Raw genomic sequence first — 21,796 nt, 5'->3', positions numbered from 1 at the left:
ATGGCAACGATTAAAGATGTCGCGGCAATGGCAGGCATTTCGTACACGACGGTTTCCCATGTGCTGAACAAGACGCGCCCGGTAAGTGAGCCGGTGCGCCTGAAGGTTGAGGAGGCCATTGCCCGCCTCGACTATGTGCCCAGTGCGGTGGCGCGTTCGCTCAAGGCCAAGACCACGGCCACGATCGGCCTATTGGTGGCCAATAGCCTGAACCCGTACTTTGCCGAACTGGCGCGTGGTATCGAAGACTACTGTGAGCGCAACAACTACTGCGTGATCCTGTGCAACTGTGACGACGACCCCGAGAAGCAGCGCAACTACCTGCGGGTGCTGCTTGAAAAACGGGTCGACGGGCTGGTGGTGGCTTCGGCAGGCGGGGATCTGGGCATGGCCAGCGGGCTGGTCGGAGTGCGCACGCCGATGGTTATCGTCGACCGCAGCCTTGAGGGTGTGGAGGCCGACCTGGTGTGCATCGATCACGAACTGGGGGCGTACCTGGCCACTCGCCATTTGCTGGAACTGGGCCATCGTGCCATTGCCTGTATTGGCGGGCCGGCCATCACCCGCGTCGCCCAGCTGCGTCGGGCCGGTTATCTGCGCGCGTTGGCAGAGGCGGGCGTGGCGGCGCCGCAGCACTGGATGATCGAGAGCGACTTCAGCAGTGTCGGGGGTTATCAGGCCGCTGTCGGCCTTTTGCAACACAACCCGCCATCGGCCATTTTTGCCTGCAATGACATGATGGGCATTGGTGTGCTGCGGGCAGCAGCAGAACGCAATATTCGGGTGCCGCAGCAGTTGTCGGTGATGGGTTTTGATGATGTACAGATGAGCCGCTATGTCTATCCGTCGTTGACCACGGTCGGGCAGTCAATAGTGCAATTGGGCGAAATGGCTGCGCAGTTGCTGTTACGCCGTATCGCATCGCCCGGGCGTGCGGTGGAGCAACGAATCATCAAGCCCGAGATTGTGTTGCGCGAGTCCACTCGGGCTTATGCCGATGCCGCGTTCAAATCCCCCCAATCAATCACCGGATGAGTGTCGATACATGCAAGCAAATGTAGTGGTGGTTGGCAGCCTGAACATGGACCTGGTGACGCGTACGCAGCGGTTGCCGCGCCCGGGAGAAACGGTGTTCGGGCAGTCCTTTACGACGGTGCACGGAGGCAAGGGGGCCAATCAGGCGGTGGCAGCATCGCGCCTGGGTGCGGCTGTGGCTATGGTCGGTTGTGTTGGCAGTGACGCCTATGGCGTACAGCTGCGCGACGGGCTGCTGGCCGACCGTATTGATTGCCAGGCAGTGCGCACCGTACCAGGCAGTGCAAGCGGCGTGGCGCTGATCACGGTCGCGGCTGATGGCCAGAACACCATTGTGGTGGTGGCAGGTGCCAATGGCTGCCTGGAGCCTGACGATATCCAGGCATTTGATCAGGTTTTGCAAGCCGCGCAGGTGCTTGTTTGCCAGCTTGAAGTGCCGATGCCTACAGTAGGTTATGTACTGGGTCGCGGGCGCGAACTGAATAAAACCGTAATTCTCAATCCGGCCCCGGTCAGTGGTCCGCTGCCTGGGGCGTGGTACGACGCGATCGATTACCTGGTCCCCAATGAGAGCGAGGCCTGGGCGCTCAGCGGCGTAGTGGTTGATGGTCTTGAGTCGGCAGAGCGTGCTGCTCGCCAACTGATCCAGTTGGGCGCGCGCAAGGTGATTGTCACCCTGGGTGCCCAGGGTGCGCTGTTTGTCAGTGCGCAGCGGGTTGCGCACTTTGCGGCGCCCAAGGTTGAAGCGGTCGATGCCACGGCGGCGGGGGATACCTTTGTCGGAGGCTTTGCAGCCGCGCTGGCGGCGGGGATGGCTGAAGATGACGCTATTCGCTTTGCCCAGGTAGCAGCAGCGTTATCGGTAACCCGCGCCGGTGCTCAACCCTCCATTCCCATGTTGCATGAAGTACAGGGCCTTGCCACACCATGAAAAAAACTCCGCTGCTCAATATCGCCCTGTCGCGGCTGATAGCCTCGTTGGGGCATGGCGATATCATTGTTATTGCCGATGCCGGGTTGCCCGTGCCCAAAGGGGTCGAGCTGATTGACCTGGCACTGACCCCAGGCGTACCGGACCTTGCCAGTACCCTGCAGGCCTTGCTCAGCGAGATGCAGGTGCAAAACCATGTGCTGGCCCATGAGCTGCTGCTGGCACCGTGCGCGGCGCTGTCATCCATTGAGGTGCATGCCAGCAAAGGGGCGTTGGGCTCGCAGCGCCTTCTGTCCCATGACGCTTTCAAAGAGCTTTGCCTGCAGGCAAAAGCAATTGTTCGCACAGGCGAATGCCACCCTTACTGCAATATTGCCTTGATATCAGGCGTCATCTTTTAGACAGACACTACATGGAGTTGGTTATGCCGGTATTTACCCGTTTGTTTCAGCCACTGATCAGGAGTGTCGTGCTTTTGTCCGCCATCACGATTTCGAGCGTCCACGCAGCCGACAAGATTGATCTGATTATCGACACCGACCCTGGTGCAGATGATGTCGTCGCGTTACTGCTGGCGCTGGCCTCGCCCGAGCAGCTGAATGTGCTGGCCATTACCACCGTGGCGGGCAATGTGCGGCTCGACAAGACCTCGCGCAATGCTCGCCTGGCCCGAGAGTGGGCTGGGCGCGAAGAGGTTCCGGTGTATGCCGGGGCGCCCAAGCCTCTGGTGCGCACGCCGATCTACGCCGAGAACATCCATGGTCAGGAGGGGGTGACCGGGGTGCCGGTCCATGAGCCTGCCAAAGGGCTTGAGCCGGCCAATGCGGTTAACTACCTGATCGATACCTTGCGTACGGCCAAGCCAGGCAGCGTGACCATTGCCATGCTCGGCCCGCAGACCAACCTGGCACTGGCCTTGATCCAGGCGCCCGATATCACCAAGGGCATCAAGGAAGTCGTGGTGATGGGCGGGGCCCATTTCAATGGCGGCAATATCACGCCGGTAGCCGAGTTCAACCTCTATGCCGACCCGCATGCGGCAGAGGTGGTTTTGCACAGCGGCGTGAAACTGACCTATGTGCCCCTTGATGTCACCCACAAGATCCTCACCAGCGAAGCACGCCTCAAACAGATCGCCGCGTTGGGCAATACGGCCGGCAAGCTGGTGGGGGATATTCTCAATGAATACGTCAAAGGCGACATGGTTCACTACGGCTTGCCGGGCGGGCCTGTACACGATGCCAGTGTGATCGCTTACCTGCTCAACCCCGGGTTGTTCTCCGGGCGCGAAGTCAATCTGGTCGTGGATACCCGTGAAGGTCCCACGTTTGGCCAGACCATTGCGGACTGGTACAACACCCTGAATCAGCCAAAAAATGCCTTTTGGGTTGAAAACGGCGACGCCCAGGGGTTTTTTGACTTGCTGACGGAGCGCCTAGGCCGCTTGAAATAAGTGGCGCGTGCCCGGGCTCAGGTCAGTTTTGCCAGTTCCGTATGGCGATATTTTTCGAACACCTGGCTGACAAAAGCGCGTGCGGCCTCTGTGCCAAGCTCTTTGACCAAAAGGTCGATGCCGATGATCGCCAGCTCTTCAGGGCTGCCCGGGCTATAAGAGCACTGTCCTTGATGCCACTTGGCCTTGATATCTGCGTCGATGCTGACTGTTGTCATGGGGTGCTCATGAGAGGGGCGTGAAAGAGCGATTTTAGCAAAAAGTCGCTGTGACGCCATCGACAGAGCCGGGTTAATCGCGTCATGGGGCATTTGCTGTGTCAAATTGCCCATCGGCGCGCTGGTGCGTGCCACACTTGCATTTTTTTCCAGAGGTGCATGCGCCATGCAAATTGATTTGAACGCCCCTGACGGGCTTACCCTGGCGTCGGTACGTCAGTTGCTGGCTTCGGCCAGTGACGATGGCCACACGCAATTGCGTGTGACACGCGCGGGTGTTGCCTTTATTTCTTCTGGCGTGGTGGGCGGTGCAGATATAGACGGGCTGCTGTTTCGCCTAGAGACCTGGGCAGCAGGCTCAGGTTATGTCGGAAAAGTTGCGGCCAGTGATGAGGTCTGGGTGATGCAAATTTTCAATGCGTTAAAAGACAACTGGCCTAACCCGCCATTTGACTACATTGATGTGTACTAATTCTTACACATATTTGGCAATGATTAGAGGCGTACGCTACATGCCTGCTCGGGCAAACTGCCTGCGCGTTGGCTAAACAGAGGGTGCTGACAGGCAGCATGCAACCTATATGCGAAAAAGCTGTCGCAAAGGTTCAGACTTTTTTACTTAAGGAGGCTTCATGTCTTGGAAGCTAGTGTCATTGGGTTCGTTGTTGGCGGTCGTAGCGCTGTCCGGGTGCAGTACGTCAGGTTCGGGCAGTGAGCCCGCTGCCGAGGCAGGGCATAGCCGCTGTGATGCCAGTGCAGCTGCCTTTGTAATCGGCAAGAAAGCATCGGCCGAACTGCTGGAGCAGGCTCGCATCAAAGCCGGTGCGCAGAATGCACGCGTCTTGATGCCCCACGATGTCATGACGCTCGAGTACCGCTCGGATCGTTTGAACCTGAACACGGATGACCAGGCGGTCATTACCCGCGTGAACTGCGGCTAACGTTCTGTCAGGCATAAAAAACCCCGTCACATGGACGGGGTTTTTTTGTTCGAAGGAGATTTACTCCGGACGAACCTGTGCAGCTTGCATACCCTTTTGGCCTTTCTCAGCCACGAAGGAAACGGTCTGGCCTTCTTTCAGGCTTTTGAAACCGTCGCTTTCGATAGCTTTGAAGTGTACGAACAGGTCGTCACCGCCACCTTGAGGAGTGATGAAGCCGAAGCCTTTTTCATCGTTGAACCATTTTACGGTGCCGGTTTGGCGATTAGACATGGTGTATCTCCAAGAAACTTATATTTTCAGTAGTACTGTGCTGCTCAGGCCAACTGGGCACACCGAGCTATCATAGTCGAAATGTGCGCTTTGGAACCCCCCCTGAACCACAGTTTGCTGCGATGTTAGCTTCGGTCTGCTGCCTGAAATGCTCGAAGCCCCCGGTTTCCGGGGGCTTGAGGGTTAAACGGGCTTGGAAAAAAAGCACTCGCGAATGAATATTTTTTACGCGAAAAATGGTTTCTGGCTATTTTTGCCCTGAATCAGGCCCGAATTCGCTCTGCAGTCAGGTCTATTTTTTCGCGCGGCAGGCCTGGATTGCGTCCAGCGCCTTGGTTCGCAACTCTGCACTCGGCTGGGTAGTCTTGCTCATCAGTTGGGTGATTTCAGCCGTGCTGAACTTTTCGGACAGTTTTTCCGCGCCGCATGCACAGTGTTGCTGGGCGGTCTTGACGTCGACACTTTGGCTTGCCGCCGCTACGCAGTCCTTCATGTAGTCGTTTTTTGCGCCTGCTGGCCAATTATCGGCTTGGGCGCTCAGGGGTAACAGCAGTGCCAAGGGTGCTGCGAAGGCGAGTAAGCGGATCGTGCGCATAAGTTGCTCCTTGTAAGCATGAAAGCCGAGTGTGTATCACTGAGTATCTGAAAGGTGAGTGCAGCTCAAGTTCACCGCTTTGTAAAAAAGTACCCTTTATTTTGGATGCGGGGCAGGGTGCGCAACAGGCAGCGTACATCTGTGCTAGCATGCCGCCCTTGGCTTTTTTTGCGTTTGCATGCTCGCGCAGTTGCAACCCAGAGCCATCAACCCTATTTATTTGAACTCCAGTCACTCTGGTTCGGTTTCCGGTTGGCCGCAAGGCTCCTGCCACTGTGAGGCAGGCAGACCACCGAATCGCGTACTGGCTCATCCCAACCCACGTGACCTTTGGTAGGGGTCACCACTAGGAGAGGAGGCGCCATGCCAACTATTACTCTTCCCGACGGCAGTCAACGTTCTTTCGATCATCCGGTATCCGTGGCCGAGGTTGCCGCGTCCATTGGCGCAGGCCTGGCCAAAGCCACCGTGGCCGGCAAGGTCAACGGCAAGCTGGTTGATGCCTGTGACCTGATCGAACATGACGCCACCTTGCAAATCATCACGCCCAAGGATGAAGAGGGGCTGGAAATCATTCGTCACTCTTGCGCCCACCTGGTCGGCCATGCAGTGAAGCAACTGTTCCCTACGGCCAAAATGGTCATCGGGCCGGTGATTGACGAAGGTTTTTATTACGATATCGCCTATGAGCGTCCGTTCACTCCGGATGACATGGCCGCTATCGAGCAGCGCATGCAGCAGCTGATCGAAAAAGACTACGACGTCATCAAGAAAGTGACGCCGCGTGCCGAAGTCATCGAGCTGTTTGCCGCGCGTGGTGAAGACTACAAGCTGCGCTTGATCGAAGACATGCCGGATGAGCAGGCCATGGGCTTGTACTTCCATGAAGAATACGTCGACATGTGCCGTGGCCCTCACGTGCCCAATACACGCTTCCTGAAGTCGTTCAAGCTGACCAAGCTGTCGGGCGCCTACTGGCGCGGCGATGCCAAAAACGAGCAGCTGCAGCGTATCTACGGCACGGCCTGGGCTGACAAGAAGCAACTGGCAGCCTACGTTCTGCGTATCGAAGAAGCCGAAAAGCGCGACCACCGTAAAATCGGCAAGCGTCTTGGCCTGTTCCATACCCAGGAAGAAGCGCCGGGCATGGTGTTCTGGCACCCGAACGGCTGGACCCTGTACCAGGTACTTGAGCAGTACATGCGCAAAGTACAGCGCGACAATGGCTACCTGGAGATCAAGACTCCACAGGTCGTCGATCGCAGCCTGTGGGAAAAGTCCGGTCACTGGGCCAACTACGCCGAAAACATGTTCACTACCCAGTCGGAAAGCCGCGACTACGCGATCAAGCCGATGAACTGCCCTTGCCATGTGCAAGTGTTCAACCAGGGTCTCAAGAGCTACCGTGAGCTGCCGCTGCGTCTGGCCGAGTTCGGTGCCTGCCACCGCAATGAGCCGTCGGGTGCCCTGCACGGCATCATGCGCGTGCGCGGCTTTACCCAGGACGATGCGCACATCTTCTGTACGGAAGAGCAGATGCAGGCCGAGTCCGCCGCCTTTATCAAGCTGACCCTGGATGTCTATGCCGACTTCGGCTTCAAGGACATCGAGCTCAAGCTGTCGACACGTCCTGAAAAGCGTGTGGGCTCCGATGAACTGTGGGATCGTGCCGAAAGTGCATTGGCCTCAGCCCTTGATAGCGCGGGTCTGCCATACGACTTGCAGCCGGGTGAAGGTGCCTTCTACGGGCCGAAGATTGAATTTTCTCTGAAAGATTGTCTGGGTCGTGTCTGGCAGTGTGGTACCCTGCAGCTCGATTTCAACCTGCCGATCCGTCTTGGCGCAGAATATGTGTCCGAAGACAACAGCCGCAAGCACCCGGTTATGCTGCACCGCGCGATCCTTGGATCGTTCGAACGCTTTGTCGGTATCCTGATCGAGCATTACGAAGGTGCGTTCCCTGCATGGCTTGCGCCGACGCAGGCAGTGATCATGAATATCACTGACAAACAGGCAGATTTTGCTGCTGAAGTTGAAAAAACTCTCAATCAGAGCGGATTTCGTGCCAAGTCTGACTTGAGAAATGAAAAGATCGGCTTTAAAATCCGCGAGCATACTTTGCTCAAGGTTCCCTATCTCTTGGTTATCGGAGATCGGGAAGTCGAGATGCAGACTGTCGCTGTGCGTACACGTGAAGGTGCTGACCTGGGCTCGATGCCCGTCGCGCAATTCGCTGAATTCCTCGCACAAGCGGTTTCCCGGCGTGGTCGCCATGATTCGGAGTAATTATTATTAAGCGTGAAATGAGACAAGATAAACGAGCTGCACCGAAAGCCCCGATCAACGAGAATATCTCGGCACGCGAGGTTCGGTTAATTGGGGCTGAAGGCGAGCAGCTTGGGATTGTGTCAATTGAAGACGCGCTTCTTAAAGCTGAAGAGGCCAAACTGGACTTGGTGGAAATTTCCGCTGATGCAGTACCCCCAGTTTGCAAGCTGATGGACTACGGCAAATCGATCTTCGAAAAGAAGAAGCAGATTGCTGCTGCAAAGAAAAACCAGAAACAGATTCAGGTTAAAGAAATCAAGTTTCGTCCAGGGACGGAGGAAGGGGATTACCAGGTAAAACTGCGCAACCTGGTACGTTTCCTGAGTGATGGGGACAGGGCCAAGGTATCGCTACGATTCCGCGGCCGTGAGATGGCCCACCAGGAGCTGGGTATGGAACTGTTGAAGCGGGTTGAAGCTGACCTTGCGGAATACGGTACCGTCGAACAGCATCCTAAGATGGAAGGACGCCAGCTGATCATGGTCATCGCCCCGAAAAAGAAGAAGTAATCAATAGGGCACGGCAGGCCTTCTGATTATGTTTATCAACTGAATGCGGAGTATCCGAACATGCCAAAGATGAAGACTAAAAGTGGTGCTGCTAAGCGGTTTCTGAAAACTGCTAACGGTATCAAGCACAAGCACGCTTTCAAGAGCCACATCCTGACCAAAATGTCGACCAAGCGTAAGCGTCAACTGCGCGGTAGCAGCTTGCTGCATCCGTCTGACGTGGCAAAAGTCGAGCGCATGCTGCGCCTTCGTTAATTTTTGGTTAAGACTAGAGGAAGTAACTCATGGCTCGTGTAAAGCGTGGCGTTGTCGCCCGTAAACGTCACAAAAAAATTCTGAAACTGGCTAAAGGCTACTACGGCGCACGCTCACGCGTATTCCGTGTTGCCAAGCAAGCGGTAATCAAGGCAGGCCAATACGCCTACCGTGACCGTCGTCAGAAAAAACGTCAGTTCCGCGCTCTGTGGATCGCTCGTATCAACGCTGGTGCTCGTATCAACGGTCTGTCTTACAGCCGTTTCATCGCCGGCCTGAAAAAAGCTTCCATCGAGATCGACCGTAAGGTTCTGTCTGATCTGGCAGTGAACGAAAAAGCGGCGTTTGCTGCGATTGTCGAGAAAGCTAAAGCCACTCTGGCTTAAGTACCCCCGACAGTCACTCGGGCTTGCCTGTGCAAGCCCGGGTGCTAAACGTCATAAATAGGGGAAGAGCCTTCAAGCTCTTCCCCTATTTTGTATCTGGAGTCTGTACATGGAAAACCTGGATGCGCTGGTCTCTCAAGCACTAGAGGCTGTGCAAAGCGCTGAAGATATCAATGCCCTGGAGCAAATCCGGGTTCAATACCTTGGTAAAAAGGGTGAATTGACTCAGGTGATGAAGACCCTGGGCAATCTGCCGGCAGAAGAGCGTCCGCAAGTCGGTGCGCTGATCAACGTTGCCAAGGAGCGTGTCACAGAGGTTCTCAATGCGCGCAAGGCGTTGTTTGAAGAGGCCGAACTGGCCGCCAAACTGTCTGCCGAGTCCATTGATGTGACCCTGCCTGGCCGTGGCCAGACCTCTGGCGGTCTGCATCCGGTAACCCGGACTCTGGAACGTATCGAACAGTTCTTTACCCACATTGGCTACGGCATTGCCGAAGGCCCTGAGGTTGAAGACGACTATCACAACTTCGAGGCGCTCAACATCCCAGGCCATCACCCGGCCCGGTCGATGCATGACACCTTCTATTTCAATGCCAACATGTTGTTGCGCACCCATACCTCGCCGGTACAGGTCCGCACCATGGAATCCAAAAAGCCGCCGATCCGCATCGTCTGCCCGGGCCGTGTGTATCGTAGCGACTCCGATATCACCCATTCGCCGATGTTCCACCAGGTTGAAGGCCTGCTGGTCGATCGCGATATCAACTTCGCGGACCTGAAAGGGACCATCGAAGAGTTCCTGCGGGTGTTCTTCGAAAAAGAACTGGCCGTGCGTTTCCGTCCATCCTACTTCCCGTTCACCGAGCCTTCCGCTGAAGTGGATATGGAATGTGTGATGTGCAGCGGTAAAGGCTGCCGTGTCTGCAAGCAGACTGGCTGGCTGGAAGTCATGGGCTGCGGCATGGTTCATCCGAACGTGCTGCGCATGTCCGGGATCGATCCGGAAGAGTTCTCGGGCTTTGCCTTCGGCATGGGCGTTGAGCGTCTGGCCATGCTGCGTTACGGCGTGAACGACTTGCGTCTGTTCTTCGACAACGACTTGCGGTTCCTCGCGCAATTTCGCTAGTCGTAACGAATTCTTAGGAGAGCAGGATGAAATTCAGTGAACAATGGCTGCGTGGTTGGGTAAACCCGCAGGTAGGTCGCGACGAGCTGGTTGCTCGTCTGTCGATGGCCGGTCTTGAGGTCGACAGCGTTACGCCGGCCGCCGGTGTATTCAGTGGTGTGGTGGTGGGCGAGGTGCTGAGCACCGAGCAGCACCCAGATGCCGACAAGCTGCGCGTTTGCCAGGTCAGCAATGGTGCCGAGACGTTTCAGGTAGTGTGCGGCGCGCCCAACGTGCGCCCTGGCTTGAAAATTCCGTTCGCCATGATCGGTGCTGAACTGCCGGGCGACTTCAAGATCAAGAAGGCCAAGCTGCGTGGCGTCGAGTCCAACGGCATGCTGTGCTCGCAAGCAGAGCTGCAAGTGGGCGAGGGCAATGACGGCCTGATGGAGTTGCCGGCTGATGCGCCGGTGGGCGAAGACATTCGTGTGTACCTGGGTCTTGAAGACGCCAGCATCGAAGTCGACCTCACGCCGAACCGTGGCGACTGCCTGTCGCTGGCAGGTCTGGCCCGTGAAGTGGGCGCTCTGTACAACGCCCCGGTCACTCGCCCGGTGGTTGCGCCAGTTGCTGCGGTACACGAGGAAGTGCGTCCGGTTGAAGTGCTGGCACCTGCTGCTTGCCCGCGCTACCTGGGCCGTGTGATCCGCAATGTCGACCTGTCCCGGCCAACGCCGCTGTGGATGGTTGAGCGCCTGCGTCGCGCTGACGTGCGCAGCATCGATGCCGCTGTCGACATTACCAACTATGTCATGCTGGAACTGGGTCAGCCGCTGCACGCGTTCGACCTTGCCGAGATCAATGGCGGCATTCGTGTGCGCATGGCCGAAGAAGGCGAGAAGCTGGTACTGCTCGACGGCCAGGAAGTCACCCTGCGCAGCGACACGCTGGTTATTGCCGACCATACCCGTGCCCTGGCTATTGCCGGCGTAATGGGTGGCGAGCACAGCGGTGTGACCGACAAGACCCGCGACGTATTCCTTGAAAGCGCTTTCTTTGATCAGATCGCTGTAGCTGGCAAGGCCCGCTCCTACGGCCTGCACACCGACGCTTCGCACCGCTATGAGCGTGGCGTGGACTGGAAGCTGGCGCGTGAAGCCATGGAGCGCGCCACTGGCCTGCTGCTGGACATCACTGGCGGCGAAGCTGGCCCGATCATCGAAACTGTAAACGAGCAGTACCTGCCATCGATTGCGCCAATCACCCTGCGTGCTGCGCGTATCAGCCAGATGCTGGGCATGGAAATGGACTCGGCGGAAATTGAGCGCCTGCTCAGTGCCCTGGGCCTGACCATTACCGCTGAAGGTGAAGGGCAGTGGCGTGTAGAAGTGCCTAGCCATCGTTTCGATATCAGCCTGGAAGTTGATTTGATCGAAGAGCTGGCGCGCCTTTACGGCTACAACCGCTTGCCGGTTCGTTATCCGCAGGCCCGACTGGCACCGCAAGCCAAGGCCGAAGCGCGCAGTGACCTGCCGGAACTGCGTCGTCTGCTGGTAGCGCGTGGTTATCAGGAAGCGATCACCTACAGCTTTATCGACCCGAAACAGTTCGAACTGTTCAGTCCGGGTGTTGAACCGCTGCTGCTGGCCAATCCTATCTCCAACGACATGGCTGCCATGCGTGCCTCGTTGTGGCCAGGCCTGGTCAAGTCATTGCAGCACAACCTGAACCGTCAGCAAGATCGCGTCCGCCTGTTTGAAAGCGGCCTGCGTTTTGTTGGTCAACTGGAAGGCCTGAAGCAAGAGCCGATGTTGGCTGGTGTGGTGTGTGGCAGCCGTTTACCTGAAGGTTGGGCACAAGGTCGCGATGTTGTCGACTTCTTTGACGTCAAGGCTGATGTTGAAGCGGTGCTGGGTTTTGCTGGTGCACTGGATGCATTCACCTTTGTGCCGGGCAAACATCCTGCCCTGCATCCGGGTCAGACTGCACGTATCGAGCGTGACGGTCGCGAAGTTGGCTATGTCGGTGCCATCCACCCTGAGCTGTCCAAAAACCTTGGTCTTGACCGTCCAGTGTTTGTTTTTGAACTGGTTCTGGCAGAAGTCGCGGCAGGTAAAATGCCGAAATTCCATGAGTTATCGCGCTTTCCTGAAGTGCGTCGTGACCTGGCGTTGTTGGCTGATCGTGACGTAGCAGCCAGTGCTGTACTGGATGTAATTCGTGAAAATGCAGGCGAATGGCTGACAGACCTAAGGTTATTTGATGTTTACCAGGGTAAAGGCATTGATCCGCATAGAAAAAGCCTTGCGGTTGGCTTGACCTGGCAGCATCCATCGCGCACTCTTAATGACGATGAGGTGAACGCCACAACGCAAAATATCCTCACCTCGCTTGAACAAAGGTTGAACGCCACGTTAAGGAAGTGACGTATGGGGGCTCTGACAAAAGCTGAGATGGCGGAACGTCTTTATGAAGAGTTGGGCCTGAACAAACGTGAGGCCAAAGAATTGGTCGAGCTGTTTTTTGAAGAAATCAGGCACGCTCTTGAAGACAACGAGCAGGTTAAATTGTCGGGTTTTGGCAATTTTGATCTGCGTGACAAGCGACAGCGGCCAGGCCGCAATCCGAAAACGGGAGAAGAAATCCCGATCACGGCTCGCCGTGTAGTCACTTTTCGTCCAGGGCAGAAGTTGAAGGCCCGAGTAGAGGCTTATGCTGGAACCAAGTCATAACGACGAGCTCCCGCCGATCCCGGGCAAACGCTACTTCGCCATCGGCGAAGTTAGCGAGCTGTGCGGTGTAAAACCGCACGTGCTGCGCTACTGGGAGCAAGAATTTCCTCAGCTCAACCCCGTAAAACGTCGCGGAAACCGCCGGTATTATCAGCGCCAGGATGTGCTGATGATCCGGCAGATTCGAGCGTTGCTTTATGATCAAGGGTTCACCATTGGAGGGGCGCGCTTGCGGCTTTCTGGTGATGAAGCCAAAGATGACACCACGCAGTACAAGCAGTTAATTCGGCAAACGATTAGCGAGCTTGAAGATGTTTTGCAGGTCCTGAAAAAATAACCAAAGCGTTTTAAAATACTTTCGTATTTCAAAAGCTTAAGGTATATTTCTCGACGTTCTAGCAAGTTGTAACGCCTAGTCGGGGCGTAGCGCAGTCCGGTAGCGCACTAGCATGGGGTGCTAGGGGTCGAGTGTTCGAATCACTCCGTCCCGACCATATTATTCAATGACTTAGCCACCTTTTGGGTGGCTTTTTCATTTCTACCCTAGTGACTTTTCGAGTGACCTTGGGTTTCCTGCTATCCCTGCCTCCTCTTCAGGATCGTCAGCGCTGGTGCGCGTGAGTCGGTTACTGATACCTTGTTTGCAGCCTCAATCAGTTGGTCCAGCTCTGCCGCTGAGTAGTGACTGGTGATGCTGCCGTTCTTATGGCCGAGCAATGCTTTGCGATCCTCCTCAGTCACGCCTGCTGCACGCAGCCTTCTGCCAAAGGTGTGCTTCAGGTCGTGAATGCGGATCCGGGCGAAACCATCATGTGCCGGCCGCAAATACTTCTCCTGCCATTTCTTCGCCGCCCTGACCCTAGCCTTCTTCCAGGCTGAGTCATTCATGCGGTGAACCATTGTTTCGTCCCCATCGCCGTCTGGCTTGCCGAAAGGGAAGACGTACAGCTTGTGCTGGCCTCGCTGCTTCTCAATGACCGACTTGGCCACCGTGTTGAGAATCACCAGGCGCTCGTCCCGGTTCTTTACGCCAGATCGTGCACTTCGTCCGCCGAACCCGGCCGGAATCAAAAAAACCGTGGTATCCAGTTCCGGTACCGCGATTTCCCAATCCCACTGAAGCTTGCAAACCTCCTGCTCCCGACACCCCGTATTGACCTTGAACATGGCCATGGTCTGCAGGTGTGGCGGCAGTTCTGCGAACAAGATCGACTGCTCTTCCCAAGAAAGTGGGTAGGGCTTGCGGCAGTTCGTCTTCTCATCCAGGAGCGAGATCATCGGCACAACATCAAGCCATGGTCTGCGCTCATCATCACGCCACTTGCGCGCACATAGATTGAGAACCCTGATTGCCCGTTGAAGGGCAATATTGACCGTGCGATTCGTTACAGGCTTGCCCTCGGCAGGGTGCAGTTTGGAATGAATGTACGGTGCCAGGGAGTCGTCATCGATGTGCGTGATCGGCATGTCCCCAATGAACGGATCAAGCTGAGCCATATAGGTTGCAGATATATGGATTGACGCCTGATCCTTCACCTCCAGCAAGAAGCGGGTAGCCGCCTCTCGCCAGGTCCTGACCTTTTTGACACCGTAGACCTTTTCCTGTCGAAGCTTTTCCAGCAAGTGGATCAGGTACTGCTCGGCTTCTTGGCGGTCACAAGTGCCAGTACTCTCTTGAATTCGTTCTCCTCTGTACTTTTTGTCGATTTTCCAGATGCCGCTCGGCATTTTCTGGAGGCCGGTGATTGCTTTTTGGGCCATGGCGTAGCTCCGTTATCTTTGCCTTGGCGCTCGCTGCGAGGCCGATTGTTGTCCTGATTGACTGCTTTTTCAATCAGCCTGCTTGCGATGTACGCATCTATCCACTCGTCCAGCTCGATCCGGTCAAAGCCGACACCCTGGGTGCCGATGCGGAATTCCCGGACGTGGGGCCTGACTGTTTTGTCGAATTCGCCGCGGCACATCCCGAGATAGCCCGGTGCTTCGCCGGCACGAAGAATGCGCGGCAGGTGCTGTCCGACCTTTGCGGCTGTTGCGTTTGCCATGGTGAAATACTCCAAACCGCCGCGCTGGGCGGCATAGGGCGGGTTACGGGCGGTGAGGGTTATGCAGAACGGCGTCGGCTTTCTTTCTGGCGTTCTACATCGATCTGCTCATAGAGGGCATCGACCCTTTTGCCTTTCCGGTCGAGGGCCTGAGATCGTTTAATGTGATCTTGCACTGCCTTGCCATAGGGCTGCATCAGCTCAAGAAGCCGCAATTTCTCTTCAGGGTCTTTCGATTCATTGAACCTGGCGGCCAGCCGATCGCGCTCCTTGAAGTCCACCGCATCGAACGCCCGACTTTCTTTCTGCATTTCCTCAAGCACTTCGGCCGATTGCCTTTGCCAGCGGATGTACAGAACATCGCTTAGTTTGGGCTGGTAGAAATGCTGGCTCCTGATCCAGGCCACCAGGTCATCCTTTGTCATCTCATCAAGAACATCTTTCATGGCTTGCTTGCTCATCAGTAGTCACCCCAGCCCAAGCCCTGAATGTATTCGTTCGGAATGGTAACGGCCTCGGCCGGCACCGTGCTTTCGACTTCAAGGTTGCCGAAATACTCAATAGCTGCCTTGGCGCGCTCCATCGAGAGCTGTGCATGACGCATCTGCCAGGACTTGCGCGCCTTGTACGAGCGCAATGCCAGCGCCTTGTCGGTGTAGGCAAAACGCCTGCCCCAGTTTCCGCCTTCTTTCAGGACGCGCTTACGGCGCTTCTTTACCGTCTCGGCGGTCCAGGTGTATTGCGGGCCGGTGGCCAGATCGCAAGTGTGTTTGTCGCCGATGTAGAAGCATTGCGCTGTTTCGCCGATCACCTGGTACGTGATGCAGTGCACCTCAAGCCCATCAGGGCCAATGGTGTCTATGTAGCGGAAGTGGTCCGGCCAGGCTTTCTTCTTTTCTTCAGGCATGACTTCGTCCTTGCCGCTGTAGCGGCTGACTTTGAATTGGGGGAGGGTTACTTCGGGGTGTTGAGACGGGCTACCTCTAAAGCATCTTCGCCTTGCTGAGTCATTTCCCAATATGCCGGGCTGCGCTGCACGCGATTCAAAAGCCCTAGCTGTGTCAGAACGTCAAACCAATGGCGACCAATATCAACGTCTTGATTGTCGCTTGCGCACTCTTCAAACCGGCGCAGTTTGCTGATTACCTTTTCGGCGAATGGCAGCACCACTGCTACTGGTGCGTGTTGTTCGGCGTAAAGTGGAGTTTCTACCTTGCAACAAATTTCAAAGCAGTTGCCGCATTCTGCCTTGGTAAGAACTGCCCCGTCGGCATACAGCACCGCAACCGGCTCGCTCTTGAGCAGGGTGGCTGGCTTATCGAATGCTCCCGACTGCATCAGTTCCAGCAGGCGATCAGCGCCAATTTCATCGGTGTCACCCCAGCAATGATCATCGCCAACTGCCTGAAGGCATTGAGCGTCGTCTTCTGTTAGCTCGCCCGAACTGCCAATCCAGCCGCACTTGATGCACTCGGAGACGTAGTACAGGCCCACGAGCGGCTCAGTGCCCAGCTTTCGGTGCTTGATTTGATTGCTCATATTTTCTCCCGTGCACGCCGCTCAGCCGCTTCGGCCTGGCGCAACTTGCTGCATGTGGTGTGGTTGCCGTGGGCGCGTGACCTGTTGCATTGGTCACAGACTGTTTGCAGATCCAGCGGCCGCATGGGGCCGCCGTTGATCCTGACTGTTCGGCGCAGGGCGCTCATGCCGCCTCCTGCTGGACGTCCGGCTTTCGGATCAGTCCAAGGCGAACGCCTTCATCGCGAACAATCAAGATATCGTCGCCATAGCCCCAAGGATTCTCGAAGCCGTTATCCATGGTTGGCTGGAAATATCCGTAGCGCATCGTCTTCCCGATGAGTACGAATGCACCGATAGATCCGGCCAGGCTCTTGAGGGTGCCGCCGTGCGAGAAACCATCCCCGCGACCTTCCTTTACAACGTTGATGCGGGCACCGGTGTAGTCGTCAAACAGCCAGACGATGTTGCGGCGAGCGTTGAGGGTTAGGTACGCATCGTGCCCTGCGCCCCTGTTACGAAAGAAGCGCCGGCCGCAATTAGCAATAACCCTGATGAATTCGTTCGCAGCGATGATCCGGTCTAGGCGCAGCTGGCCGATGGTTTTGTTTTCTGTAGGCATGGGGAGTCCTTGCCGGGCCATGCCCGGGCGGTGGAGTGGGGGAATGATGGCTTTACGGAATCAGGACCAAGCGGTAGAGTGCGCGAATCCTGAAGCTCCGAATGGATCGAGCGAAAGTCAGCTTTGTGGGGCGCATCCACATGGCGGGCCGCCAGCAAGCCTAGGCACGTCTGGCGACGGGGGTGTGCAGTGGTAATCCCATTGCATCACTCGCACTTTGGACTCGGTACAGGAGGTTCTTTATGCAAATCAAGATCACTATCAGGCTAGACCTGCCAGTTTTGATCGTGCTGCTTAAGCTCGCACTGATCTTGCTGTAATGGTTGACCCAGGGGCAGAGCCGCTTCCTGGGGTTTACCCTCTTTATCCTCCGCAGTAACCTGAATCACACTGTGAGGGAAACATCTCCATTTGATCTCGCGGCCTGGGCGCTGCCGCCCATTGCACGACAGCCCGGATTCCGATAGCACCTTTGCGGCGTGCTGTGCGGAACATCACGCGGGGCTTTCCCTTCTGGGTGAAGCCAAGATCTCTCTCGGTGATGTCGATCAGCCGTATCCGATCCTCGGAAAGCAGTCGGATGTCGTCGATATTCGCATTGATGCACGGGTAACATTCAAGGGAGCGGTGCGGCATGACTTTAAAGCCAGCCCTGCGTATCAACGCATCGCGCATTTCGTCCGTGTGCCTTACCAGAGGCTGCCAAAGTTCACGGCCCCCGTGTCTCTCCGAATTTGTTACATGCTCCGGAGCGTTGGAACGGTGCTTGCTCTCGCTTCGACGCACGCCGGTCAGTGCGGCGGCTTCCTGCTCAGGGTCATTAATTCCAGCCACTTCAATGCTGGTATCACCTTCAGCTCGGCGGTACAGAATTGACCTTGTCCACCAGCCCCCGGCCAACCACATTTCCTTTTGACCAGAGCGAGCATACCTTCCGACTTGGTGCGCTCCGTGACAAAGCCGTAGGCCTGGGCAAGTTTCTCGCCTTGGACCACACGCTCTGACCACCAGCTTGCCGACCAGCCAGTGTCGGAGTAGAGGCAGACGACATCCTTCAAGTTTCGTTCATGCGCCCACTGGATTAGGGCGATGGAGTCGTTCCCATAACTGCAGAACAATACATTCATGATTATCTCCAGCCAGTAACCGGGCTCACCGGCTGGCGTGATTCTTTGATATGAGGTATTACGGGTGACCGGCATGGAGCAGAACTGAGGTGACAATGAAGTTTAGTGATGTGAAAGTAAGCTCGCGAGGTGAGATCGATCTCACAAAAATGATGCAGTCCGGACATCCAGTTGCGTGGCTATCAAAGCTATGCTGGGAAATAACAGAAGCAATGGTATGCCTCGATCCGAACCCTGTAGCCCGCGTTTATAAATCGATGAATTGTGCGATTACTGCGTGGCATATGCACGATTGGATCTGGCAATTTAGTGACGATCAGATGAAGTCTGAGCTTGCCAGACATCTGAATGTCCAGAAATTCAAAAGCATGCAAGATTTCAGCCGTGCCATCCAGAAAGCATGCCCTGCAATATCGCTATGTAGGCAAGTTGGAACGGCAGTGAAGCACGTATCTGTAGCTTACAATCGCCCGGATGTCACGACTCGCGTAGTCCATAGTGATCAAGACGGGATCATTAGCTATAGCGTCTTGATTGTTGATGGTGAAACTGAGCACTTAGATATTGCTGTCTACAGTGCAGCATTTGAGGTTTGGTCCCGTATATATGTGCATCTTGAGTTTCCTCTATGGGAGCAAGTTTATGCCTTGTGGCCCCAGTGGCAAGAGATGGAGAACTCGAAGTCATAACGCCATGGCATGGATGATAGATTGGTCGCGGGTCTTAGGCCGAAGCGCGTTTTAGTTGTTCGGTGAGTTGTGTTGGTAGCCCGCGTAATAATAAGCTGCCGGCCTCTGCATCATATTCAATGTCTGATCCGAGCATGTGAGATTCAAAGCTGATCGACAGGCCATTAGTGCGCCCAGTGAAGCGCCGGAACTGGTTCAAGGTGCGCTTATCTGCTGGGATTTCAGGCGAAAGGCCGTAGTCCTTGTTGCGGATAAAGTCGAAGAAGGCTTTCGGGCGGTCTTCGTCGATCAGCTCTGACAGTTCGTCGAGGGTGATCGGTTCGCCAATCTTGGCCTGGGCCATTGAGTAGCTGACCAGCGCCTGAGTCTTTTCGCGGGCGCTGTCTTCGTGTAAATCCTCAGCAGTTACAAAGTCGCTGAATGCCTTGAGCAGCGTGCGGGTTTCACCCGGGCCGTCGACACCTTCCTGACAGCCGATGAAGTCCCGGAAGTAGTCGGTTGCTTTGCGGCCCTTCGAACCTTTTAGGTACGAAATGTACTGCCGCGACTTCGGGTTGCTGCGCCATTCCGAAATATTGATCCGGGCTGCCAGGCTGATGTTGCCGAAGTCCAGATGCTTGGAAAGCGTGACGCTGAGGTCAGGATTAACGGTGACCCCTTCGCTGTTCTGGAGCAGGGCAACTACCAGGTAGTCGGTCAGGCCTTGCTGGTAGTGAGCGAACAAGGCTTGCCCGCCAACGGAGAGGTTTGACTCTTCCATCAGCTTGGTCAGGTGCTCGACAGCGGTAGTGCTGAACTCGATAAAGTCGCCGCCTTCGATGTAGGCCTGCAACCAGCCGCTGAAGGGGAAGGCGCCGGATTGGGCGTGAAAGAAACCCCAGGCCTTGCCGGTCTTGGCGTTGTAGGCGACGTTCAGGTCGTGGAGCAGGTTTTCAGTGACCTGCGATTCGGCCAGTTCTGTGCCGCTGACGTGCAAAACTGCGGGGGAGCCATCTGGCTTCTTGTCGATCGTATGGATGATGCTGTGACGGATAGGCATGGGCTTACCTCGGAATAGCGCCGCCCTCCGTGACCGGATGCAGCGAGGTTATTTATCGTTAGTGACGTGCAGCCGTGACAATCAATGAAGGCGGATAAACTCCGCTAATTGATGATCGGTCATGCGGTCGGCGCCGCGAATGAAGCGCGATATCAGGTCCTGCTCTTCATCAATCCCGGTGCGCGCCATGGTTCGTTTCAAAGCGGCGTCATCGTTGTGATAAAGAGCTGTGACAATCTTTCGTGACAGCAGGAGCGCTTCTTTTTCCTCTGCGCTCAGCTTGTCCCGCACGCGCTGTTCGCGCTTGCGCTCGGTTGCAGATTTGGCCATGGCCTTTCTCTTCAAGTCCGGTTGGTGGCAGCGATGGGGGATGCGTAGTGGCAAGTTGCTATAGCTTTGTGATCAACTAAACGGTCTGAACTACTACTCAAAGGATTCACATGAAACTGAAAATCACCGCCCTGTGCCTGCTCGCTGTGTTGGGTGGCTGCACAACTGCCGGTCCATACGTCACGAATATCTCTAGCGATGGTCGCAACGGCCTGAACATTGAGCGGTGCGCTGTGAAGCTGAACGCATTTATGGGAACCGTTAGCACTACAGAATGCACAAGCCAGAACCTGCAGCTCAGCCGTAACAACTAAGGGCGCGAACTCTGCCCGGAGTCCTGACTTTTCAGCTGCGAGTGCGCTGGGCGGCAGATGGTGTTGAGTTTTTCGAAGGCTGCGCCTTACTGAGGCGTTGATGCGTCTCACAGATGGCTGCCGAAGAAGACAAACACGGCGAGTATTGCACCGATGCGTAATGCCCAATTTCGCAGGTGTTGCCCGAATTGCTTGATGTTGAACTGCGCGGCTTTGGCTTCCAGTTCCCGGGCATGGTTGGTGGCGTTGTTGTGACCGAAGCGCTCGGCTACGACCACGCCAGTAGCCCGGTTGACCAGCAAGAAGGTGTTGTTGCCGCTTGGGCGCACAATGATCACCGGTGCCAGTGGTGGCGGCATTACGCCGGGCTTTTGGTAAAACTCGGCAGTGGCCTGGCGTGTGCGTTCGCGCAACCCTTCAAGAATTGCGCAGCGCTTGGCGAAAGATATATGCATGGTCGATCCTCGACAGGGTTACGGTTATTCGTCAGCACTCAGGCGCTGCGCTGTTTGCCGATGGGTGCGTAATGGAGTGCTGACGAATAAACGCAGGTATTAAAAAGCCCAGTCGAAACCGGGCCGTGTTGCACTCTTAAAACACCACCGTATGTAAGAGCCTGGCTGTGCGGGCGTGCCCGTCTTTGTTTACTTGTGCATGGCTGAATCCTCCGTTTTGATCGTCAGCAGGGCGGGGTGATACAGGTGTCCAGCGTCTGCTGGGTTGGCGTCCGCATCGGTCTGTACTCAAGCGGGGTAATGCCGAAGATCAGACCGATGCGTCCTGGTGCTGGGGAGTACCAGGGGCTCGGGCAGTTAGCGACAGGCTGTCGTGGCGCTGGTTGATTCGGGTTATACGGTCAGCTCAAGTGCGTCGGCGCGGCGCACCAGGCGCATTTCGGCGAAGCGACGTTCTGAGGGGCGACGGTCGCGGCGCGACATTTCGCTGTCTGTAGCGGCGTGCAAGGCGATCAGCCCGGCCAGTAGCAAGCAGAGTGGGCTGATGATCTGTCGACGCATCGCTTCGGCGATCATTGCGCCCTGACGGTGAACGCCAAGCTTGTACATGGCGCAGGCCAGTCGCTTGACCACGGTGCCCGGCGCAATGTCGAACGCTCTGGCGATCTCTTTGGCGGTCAGTCCCTGGGCAACTGACAGCACGAATTGCAGTTCCCGCGGCGCAAGGCCTCGGCCGAGGTGGCCTTTCCATGCACCGTCTACGATTGTCGATTCCATGATGTTTACTCGGTTGTTTTCCCGCTGCATCCGGCAAGCCAGGTGCAGAAGTGAAAGTGTCCGTTAGCAAGCCTGAGCGCCGAATGTCGGTGGCCTAAGCGATGCCTTATTGCGTGCTG

General features: G+C 56.2%; 30 protein-coding genes and 1 tRNA gene. 17 read left to right on the top strand and 14 right to left on the bottom strand.

The window, feature by feature from the left end:
- Genes AB3G35_RS17685 through AB3G35_RS17670 form a run of 4 tightly spaced genes read left to right on the top strand, consistent with a single transcriptional unit; the run spans nt 1 to nt 3,419 of the window.
- Nucleotides 1–1,035: a LacI family DNA-binding transcriptional regulator gene (locus tag AB3G35_RS17685; protein WP_369781879.1), complete on the top strand. Its 1,035-nt coding sequence runs from the start codon at nt 1–3 to the stop codon at nt 1,033–1,035.
- Nucleotides 1,036–1,045: 10 nt separating this feature from the next.
- A complete protein-coding gene (rbsK, locus tag AB3G35_RS17680; protein WP_016781414.1) occupies nt 1,046–1,966 on the top strand; it encodes a ribokinase in 921 nt (306 codons plus the stop codon).
- Nucleotides 1,963–2,367 (top strand): D-ribose pyranase, encoded by a 405-nt coding sequence (gene rbsD / locus AB3G35_RS17675; RefSeq protein WP_086797754.1) that lies wholly within the window; start codon nt 1,963–1,965, stop codon nt 2,365–2,367. Before rbsK ends, rbsD begins: the two co-directional genes overlap by 4 nt.
- A 23-nt stretch (nt 2,368–2,390) precedes the next feature.
- Entirely contained in the window at nt 2,391–3,419 is a 1,029-nt protein-coding gene (locus tag AB3G35_RS17670) for a nucleoside hydrolase (protein ID WP_369781878.1), read from the top strand.
- A 17-nt stretch (nt 3,420–3,436) separates the two neighbouring features.
- Here the strand turns inward: AB3G35_RS17670 and AB3G35_RS17665 are convergent, their stop codons facing one another.
- Nucleotides 3,437–3,637 (bottom strand): hypothetical protein, encoded by a 201-nt coding sequence (locus AB3G35_RS17665; protein ID WP_016781411.1) that lies wholly within the window; start codon nt 3,635–3,637, stop codon nt 3,437–3,439.
- A gap of 166 nt (nt 3,638–3,803) precedes the next feature.
- Here AB3G35_RS17665 and AB3G35_RS17660 point away from each other — a divergent pair, with 166 nt between their 5' ends.
- Together AB3G35_RS17660 and AB3G35_RS17655 are read left to right on the top strand one after the other, a co-directional pair.
- Complete coding sequence (locus tag AB3G35_RS17660; protein WP_203304608.1) at nt 3,804–4,109, top strand: hypothetical protein; 306 nt, start codon at nt 3,804–3,806, stop codon at nt 4,107–4,109.
- A 160-nt stretch (nt 4,110–4,269) separates the two neighbouring features.
- The gene (locus AB3G35_RS17655) at nt 4,270–4,578 is read left to right on the top strand and encodes an I78 family peptidase inhibitor (protein ID WP_016781409.1); all 309 of its coding nucleotides are present in this window, start codon (nt 4,270–4,272) and stop codon (nt 4,576–4,578) included.
- A gap of 60 nt (nt 4,579–4,638) precedes the next feature.
- Here the strand turns inward: AB3G35_RS17655 and AB3G35_RS17650 are convergent, their stop codons facing one another.
- Together AB3G35_RS17650 and AB3G35_RS17645 are read right to left on the bottom strand one after the other, a co-directional pair.
- Nucleotides 4,639–4,851, bottom strand: coding sequence for a cold-shock protein (locus AB3G35_RS17650; RefSeq protein WP_003179963.1), 213 nt, complete (start codon nt 4,849–4,851; stop codon nt 4,639–4,641).
- A gap of 292 nt (nt 4,852–5,143) precedes the next feature.
- A complete protein-coding gene (locus tag AB3G35_RS17645; RefSeq protein WP_016781408.1) occupies nt 5,144–5,446 on the bottom strand; it encodes a hypothetical protein in 303 nt (100 codons plus the stop codon).
- Nucleotides 5,447–5,809: 363 nt separating this feature from the next.
- Between AB3G35_RS17645 and thrS the strand changes: the two genes are divergently transcribed.
- From thrS to AB3G35_RS17600, 9 genes are all read left to right on the top strand, one after another.
- Entirely contained in the window at nt 5,810–7,732 is a 1,923-nt protein-coding gene (gene thrS, locus AB3G35_RS17640) for a threonine--tRNA ligase (RefSeq protein ID WP_016781407.1), read from the top strand.
- A complete protein-coding gene (infC, locus tag AB3G35_RS17635) occupies nt 7,732–8,283 on the top strand; it encodes a translation initiation factor IF-3 (RefSeq protein ID WP_169844844.1) in 552 nt (183 codons plus the stop codon). Before thrS ends, infC begins: the two co-directional genes overlap by 1 nt.
- A 60-nt stretch (nt 8,284–8,343) precedes the next feature.
- Complete coding sequence (gene rpmI / locus AB3G35_RS17630) at nt 8,344–8,538, top strand: 50S ribosomal protein L35 (RefSeq protein ID WP_002553160.1); 195 nt, start codon at nt 8,344–8,346, stop codon at nt 8,536–8,538.
- Nucleotides 8,539–8,567: 29 nt separating this feature from the next.
- A complete protein-coding gene (rplT, locus tag AB3G35_RS17625; protein WP_003442184.1) occupies nt 8,568–8,924 on the top strand; it encodes a 50S ribosomal protein L20 in 357 nt (118 codons plus the stop codon).
- 109 nt (nt 8,925–9,033) lie between these two features.
- Nucleotides 9,034–10,050, top strand: coding sequence for a phenylalanine--tRNA ligase subunit alpha (gene pheS / locus AB3G35_RS17620; protein WP_016781405.1), 1,017 nt, complete (start codon nt 9,034–9,036; stop codon nt 10,048–10,050).
- Between the two features lie 26 nt (nt 10,051–10,076).
- A complete protein-coding gene (gene pheT, locus AB3G35_RS17615) occupies nt 10,077–12,455 on the top strand; it encodes a phenylalanine--tRNA ligase subunit beta (protein WP_016781404.1) in 2,379 nt (792 codons plus the stop codon).
- Nucleotides 12,456–12,458: 3 nt separating this feature from the next.
- A complete protein-coding gene (gene ihfA, locus AB3G35_RS17610) occupies nt 12,459–12,761 on the top strand; it encodes an integration host factor subunit alpha (protein ID WP_002553164.1) in 303 nt (100 codons plus the stop codon).
- Nucleotides 12,742–13,098 (top strand): MerR family transcriptional regulator, encoded by a 357-nt coding sequence (locus AB3G35_RS17605; protein WP_016781403.1) that lies wholly within the window; start codon nt 12,742–12,744, stop codon nt 13,096–13,098. Before ihfA ends, AB3G35_RS17605 begins: the two co-directional genes overlap by 20 nt.
- Nucleotides 13,099–13,178: 80 nt before the next feature.
- Nucleotides 13,179–13,255 (top strand) — tRNA-Pro (locus AB3G35_RS17600).
- An 82-nt stretch (nt 13,256–13,337) separates the two neighbouring features.
- Here the strand turns inward: AB3G35_RS17600 and AB3G35_RS17595 are convergent.
- From AB3G35_RS17595 to AB3G35_RS17565, 7 genes are all read right to left on the bottom strand, one after another.
- On the bottom strand, nt 13,338–14,489 hold the full coding sequence (locus tag AB3G35_RS17595; RefSeq protein WP_369782755.1) for a tyrosine-type recombinase/integrase: 1,152 nt from the start codon (nt 14,487–14,489) through the stop codon (nt 13,338–13,340).
- A complete protein-coding gene (locus tag AB3G35_RS17590) occupies nt 14,390–14,806 on the bottom strand; it encodes a hypothetical protein (RefSeq protein ID WP_369781877.1) in 417 nt (138 codons plus the stop codon). The genes AB3G35_RS17595 and AB3G35_RS17590 overlap by 100 nt, the downstream gene beginning before the upstream one ends.
- 59 nt (nt 14,807–14,865) lie before the next feature.
- Entirely contained in the window at nt 14,866–15,267 is a 402-nt protein-coding gene (locus AB3G35_RS17585; RefSeq protein WP_369781876.1) for a hypothetical protein, read from the bottom strand.
- Nucleotides 15,267–15,713, bottom strand: a complete 447-nt coding sequence (locus AB3G35_RS17580; RefSeq protein ID WP_369781875.1) for a hypothetical protein — start codon at nt 15,711–15,713, stop codon at nt 15,267–15,269. Before AB3G35_RS17580 ends, AB3G35_RS17585 begins: the two co-directional genes overlap by 1 nt.
- Before the next feature lie 47 nt (nt 15,714–15,760).
- Nucleotides 15,761–16,345: a hypothetical protein gene (locus AB3G35_RS17575; RefSeq protein WP_369781874.1), complete on the bottom strand. Its 585-nt coding sequence runs from the start codon at nt 16,343–16,345 to the stop codon at nt 15,761–15,763.
- A gap of 163 nt (nt 16,346–16,508) precedes the next feature.
- Nucleotides 16,509–16,946 carry a hypothetical protein gene (locus tag AB3G35_RS17570; protein WP_369781873.1) on the bottom strand — a complete coding sequence of 146 codons (438 nt, stop codon included), beginning with the start codon at nt 16,944–16,946 and terminating at the stop codon, nt 16,509–16,511.
- 791 nt (nt 16,947–17,737) lie between these two features.
- Nucleotides 17,738–18,073, bottom strand: a complete 336-nt coding sequence (locus AB3G35_RS17565) for a hypothetical protein (protein WP_369781872.1) — start codon at nt 18,071–18,073, stop codon at nt 17,738–17,740.
- A gap of 95 nt (nt 18,074–18,168) precedes the next feature.
- On the opposite strand from AB3G35_RS17565, the gene AB3G35_RS17560 reads away from it, so the two are divergent.
- Complete coding sequence (locus AB3G35_RS17560; protein ID WP_369781871.1) at nt 18,169–18,762, top strand: hypothetical protein; 594 nt, start codon at nt 18,169–18,171, stop codon at nt 18,760–18,762.
- Nucleotides 18,763–18,796: 34 nt separating this feature from the next.
- On the opposite strand, the gene yejK is transcribed toward AB3G35_RS17560, so the two are convergent.
- Nucleotides 18,797–19,801 carry a nucleoid-associated protein YejK gene (gene yejK / locus AB3G35_RS17555; RefSeq protein ID WP_369781870.1) on the bottom strand — a complete coding sequence of 335 codons (1,005 nt, stop codon included), beginning with the start codon at nt 19,799–19,801 and terminating at the stop codon, nt 18,797–18,799.
- An 81-nt stretch (nt 19,802–19,882) separates the two neighbouring features.
- On the bottom strand, nt 19,883–20,131 hold the full coding sequence (locus AB3G35_RS17550) for a hypothetical protein (RefSeq protein WP_133079642.1): 249 nt from the start codon (nt 20,129–20,131) through the stop codon (nt 19,883–19,885).
- A 110-nt stretch (nt 20,132–20,241) separates the two neighbouring features.
- Here AB3G35_RS17550 and AB3G35_RS17545 point away from each other — a divergent pair, with 110 nt between their 5' ends.
- Nucleotides 20,242–20,445 (top strand): hypothetical protein, encoded by a 204-nt coding sequence (locus AB3G35_RS17545; protein ID WP_048358250.1) that lies wholly within the window; start codon nt 20,242–20,244, stop codon nt 20,443–20,445.
- Nucleotides 20,446–20,552: 107 nt separating this feature from the next.
- On the opposite strand, the gene AB3G35_RS17540 is transcribed toward AB3G35_RS17545, so the two are convergent.
- Together AB3G35_RS17540 and AB3G35_RS17535 are read right to left on the bottom strand one after the other, a co-directional pair.
- Complete coding sequence (locus AB3G35_RS17540; protein WP_133079641.1) at nt 20,553–20,900, bottom strand: hypothetical protein; 348 nt, start codon at nt 20,898–20,900, stop codon at nt 20,553–20,555.
- A gap of 393 nt (nt 20,901–21,293) precedes the next feature.
- Entirely contained in the window at nt 21,294–21,677 is a 384-nt protein-coding gene (locus AB3G35_RS17535; protein ID WP_133079640.1) for a LuxR C-terminal-related transcriptional regulator, read from the bottom strand.
- Nucleotides 21,678–21,796: the final 119 nt, after the last annotated feature.

It is taken from the genome of Pseudomonas sp. WC2401, assembly GCF_041200115.1.
Taxonomy (GTDB): domain Bacteria; phylum Pseudomonadota; class Gammaproteobacteria; order Pseudomonadales; family Pseudomonadaceae; genus Aquipseudomonas; species Aquipseudomonas fragi.
The sequence above is the reverse complement of the archived record's forward strand: the minus strand, read 5'-3'. Positions and strand labels throughout refer to the sequence as shown.

Coding starts and splice junctions, on each gene's coding strand:
- AB3G35_RS17590 (WP_369781877.1), bottom strand. CDS start 14,806: ATGGCAAACGCAACAGCCGCAAAGGTCGGACAGCACCTGCCGCGCATT.
- rpmI (WP_002553160.1), top strand. CDS start 8,344: ATGCCAAAGATGAAGACTAAAAGTGGTGCTGCTAAGCGGTTTCTGAAA.
- rbsK (WP_016781414.1), top strand. CDS start 1,046: ATGCAAGCAAATGTAGTGGTGGTTGGCAGCCTGAACATGGACCTGGTG.
- AB3G35_RS17580 (WP_369781875.1), bottom strand. CDS start 15,713: ATGCCTGAAGAAAAGAAGAAAGCCTGGCCGGACCACTTCCGCTACATA.
- AB3G35_RS17585 (WP_369781876.1), bottom strand. CDS start 15,267: ATGAGCAAGCAAGCCATGAAAGATGTTCTTGATGAGATGACAAAGGAT.
- ihfA (WP_002553164.1), top strand. CDS start 12,459: ATGGGGGCTCTGACAAAAGCTGAGATGGCGGAACGTCTTTATGAAGAG.
- AB3G35_RS17535 (WP_133079640.1), bottom strand. CDS start 21,677: ATGGAATCGACAATCGTAGACGGTGCATGGAAAGGCCACCTCGGCCGA.
- AB3G35_RS17570 (WP_369781873.1), bottom strand. CDS start 16,946: ATGCCTACAGAAAACAAAACCATCGGCCAGCTGCGCCTAGACCGGATC.
- yejK (WP_369781870.1), bottom strand. CDS start 19,801: ATGCCTATCCGTCACAGCATCATCCATACGATCGACAAGAAGCCAGAT.
- AB3G35_RS17575 (WP_369781874.1), bottom strand. CDS start 16,345: ATGAGCAATCAAATCAAGCACCGAAAGCTGGGCACTGAGCCGCTCGTG.
- AB3G35_RS17660 (WP_203304608.1), top strand. CDS start 3,804: ATGCAAATTGATTTGAACGCCCCTGACGGGCTTACCCTGGCGTCGGTA.
- thrS (WP_016781407.1), top strand. CDS start 5,810: ATGCCAACTATTACTCTTCCCGACGGCAGTCAACGTTCTTTCGATCAT.
- AB3G35_RS17670 (WP_369781878.1), top strand. CDS start 2,391: ATGCCGGTATTTACCCGTTTGTTTCAGCCACTGATCAGGAGTGTCGTG.
- AB3G35_RS17665 (WP_016781411.1), bottom strand. CDS start 3,637: ATGACAACAGTCAGCATCGACGCAGATATCAAGGCCAAGTGGCATCAA.
- AB3G35_RS17650 (WP_003179963.1), bottom strand. CDS start 4,851: ATGTCTAATCGCCAAACCGGCACCGTAAAATGGTTCAACGATGAAAAA.
- AB3G35_RS17565 (WP_369781872.1), bottom strand. CDS start 18,073: ATGAATGTATTGTTCTGCAGTTATGGGAACGACTCCATCGCCCTAATC.
- pheT (WP_016781404.1), top strand. CDS start 10,077: ATGAAATTCAGTGAACAATGGCTGCGTGGTTGGGTAAACCCGCAGGTA.
- AB3G35_RS17685 (WP_369781879.1), top strand. CDS start 1: ATGGCAACGATTAAAGATGTCGCGGCAATGGCAGGCATTTCGTACACG.
- AB3G35_RS17645 (WP_016781408.1), bottom strand. CDS start 5,446: ATGCGCACGATCCGCTTACTCGCCTTCGCAGCACCCTTGGCACTGCTG.
- AB3G35_RS17560 (WP_369781871.1), top strand. CDS start 18,169: ATGAAGTTTAGTGATGTGAAAGTAAGCTCGCGAGGTGAGATCGATCTC.
- AB3G35_RS17605 (WP_016781403.1), top strand. CDS start 12,742: ATGCTGGAACCAAGTCATAACGACGAGCTCCCGCCGATCCCGGGCAAA.
- AB3G35_RS17540 (WP_133079641.1), bottom strand. CDS start 20,900: ATGCATATATCTTTCGCCAAGCGCTGCGCAATTCTTGAAGGGTTGCGC.
- AB3G35_RS17595 (WP_369782755.1), bottom strand. CDS start 14,489: ATGCCGAGCGGCATCTGGAAAATCGACAAAAAGTACAGAGGAGAACGA.
- AB3G35_RS17655 (WP_016781409.1), top strand. CDS start 4,270: ATGTCTTGGAAGCTAGTGTCATTGGGTTCGTTGTTGGCGGTCGTAGCG.
- rplT (WP_003442184.1), top strand. CDS start 8,568: ATGGCTCGTGTAAAGCGTGGCGTTGTCGCCCGTAAACGTCACAAAAAA.
- AB3G35_RS17550 (WP_133079642.1), bottom strand. CDS start 20,131: ATGGCCAAATCTGCAACCGAGCGCAAGCGCGAACAGCGCGTGCGGGAC.
- pheS (WP_016781405.1), top strand. CDS start 9,034: ATGGAAAACCTGGATGCGCTGGTCTCTCAAGCACTAGAGGCTGTGCAA.
- rbsD (WP_086797754.1), top strand. CDS start 1,963: ATGAAAAAAACTCCGCTGCTCAATATCGCCCTGTCGCGGCTGATAGCC.
- AB3G35_RS17545 (WP_048358250.1), top strand. CDS start 20,242: ATGAAACTGAAAATCACCGCCCTGTGCCTGCTCGCTGTGTTGGGTGGC.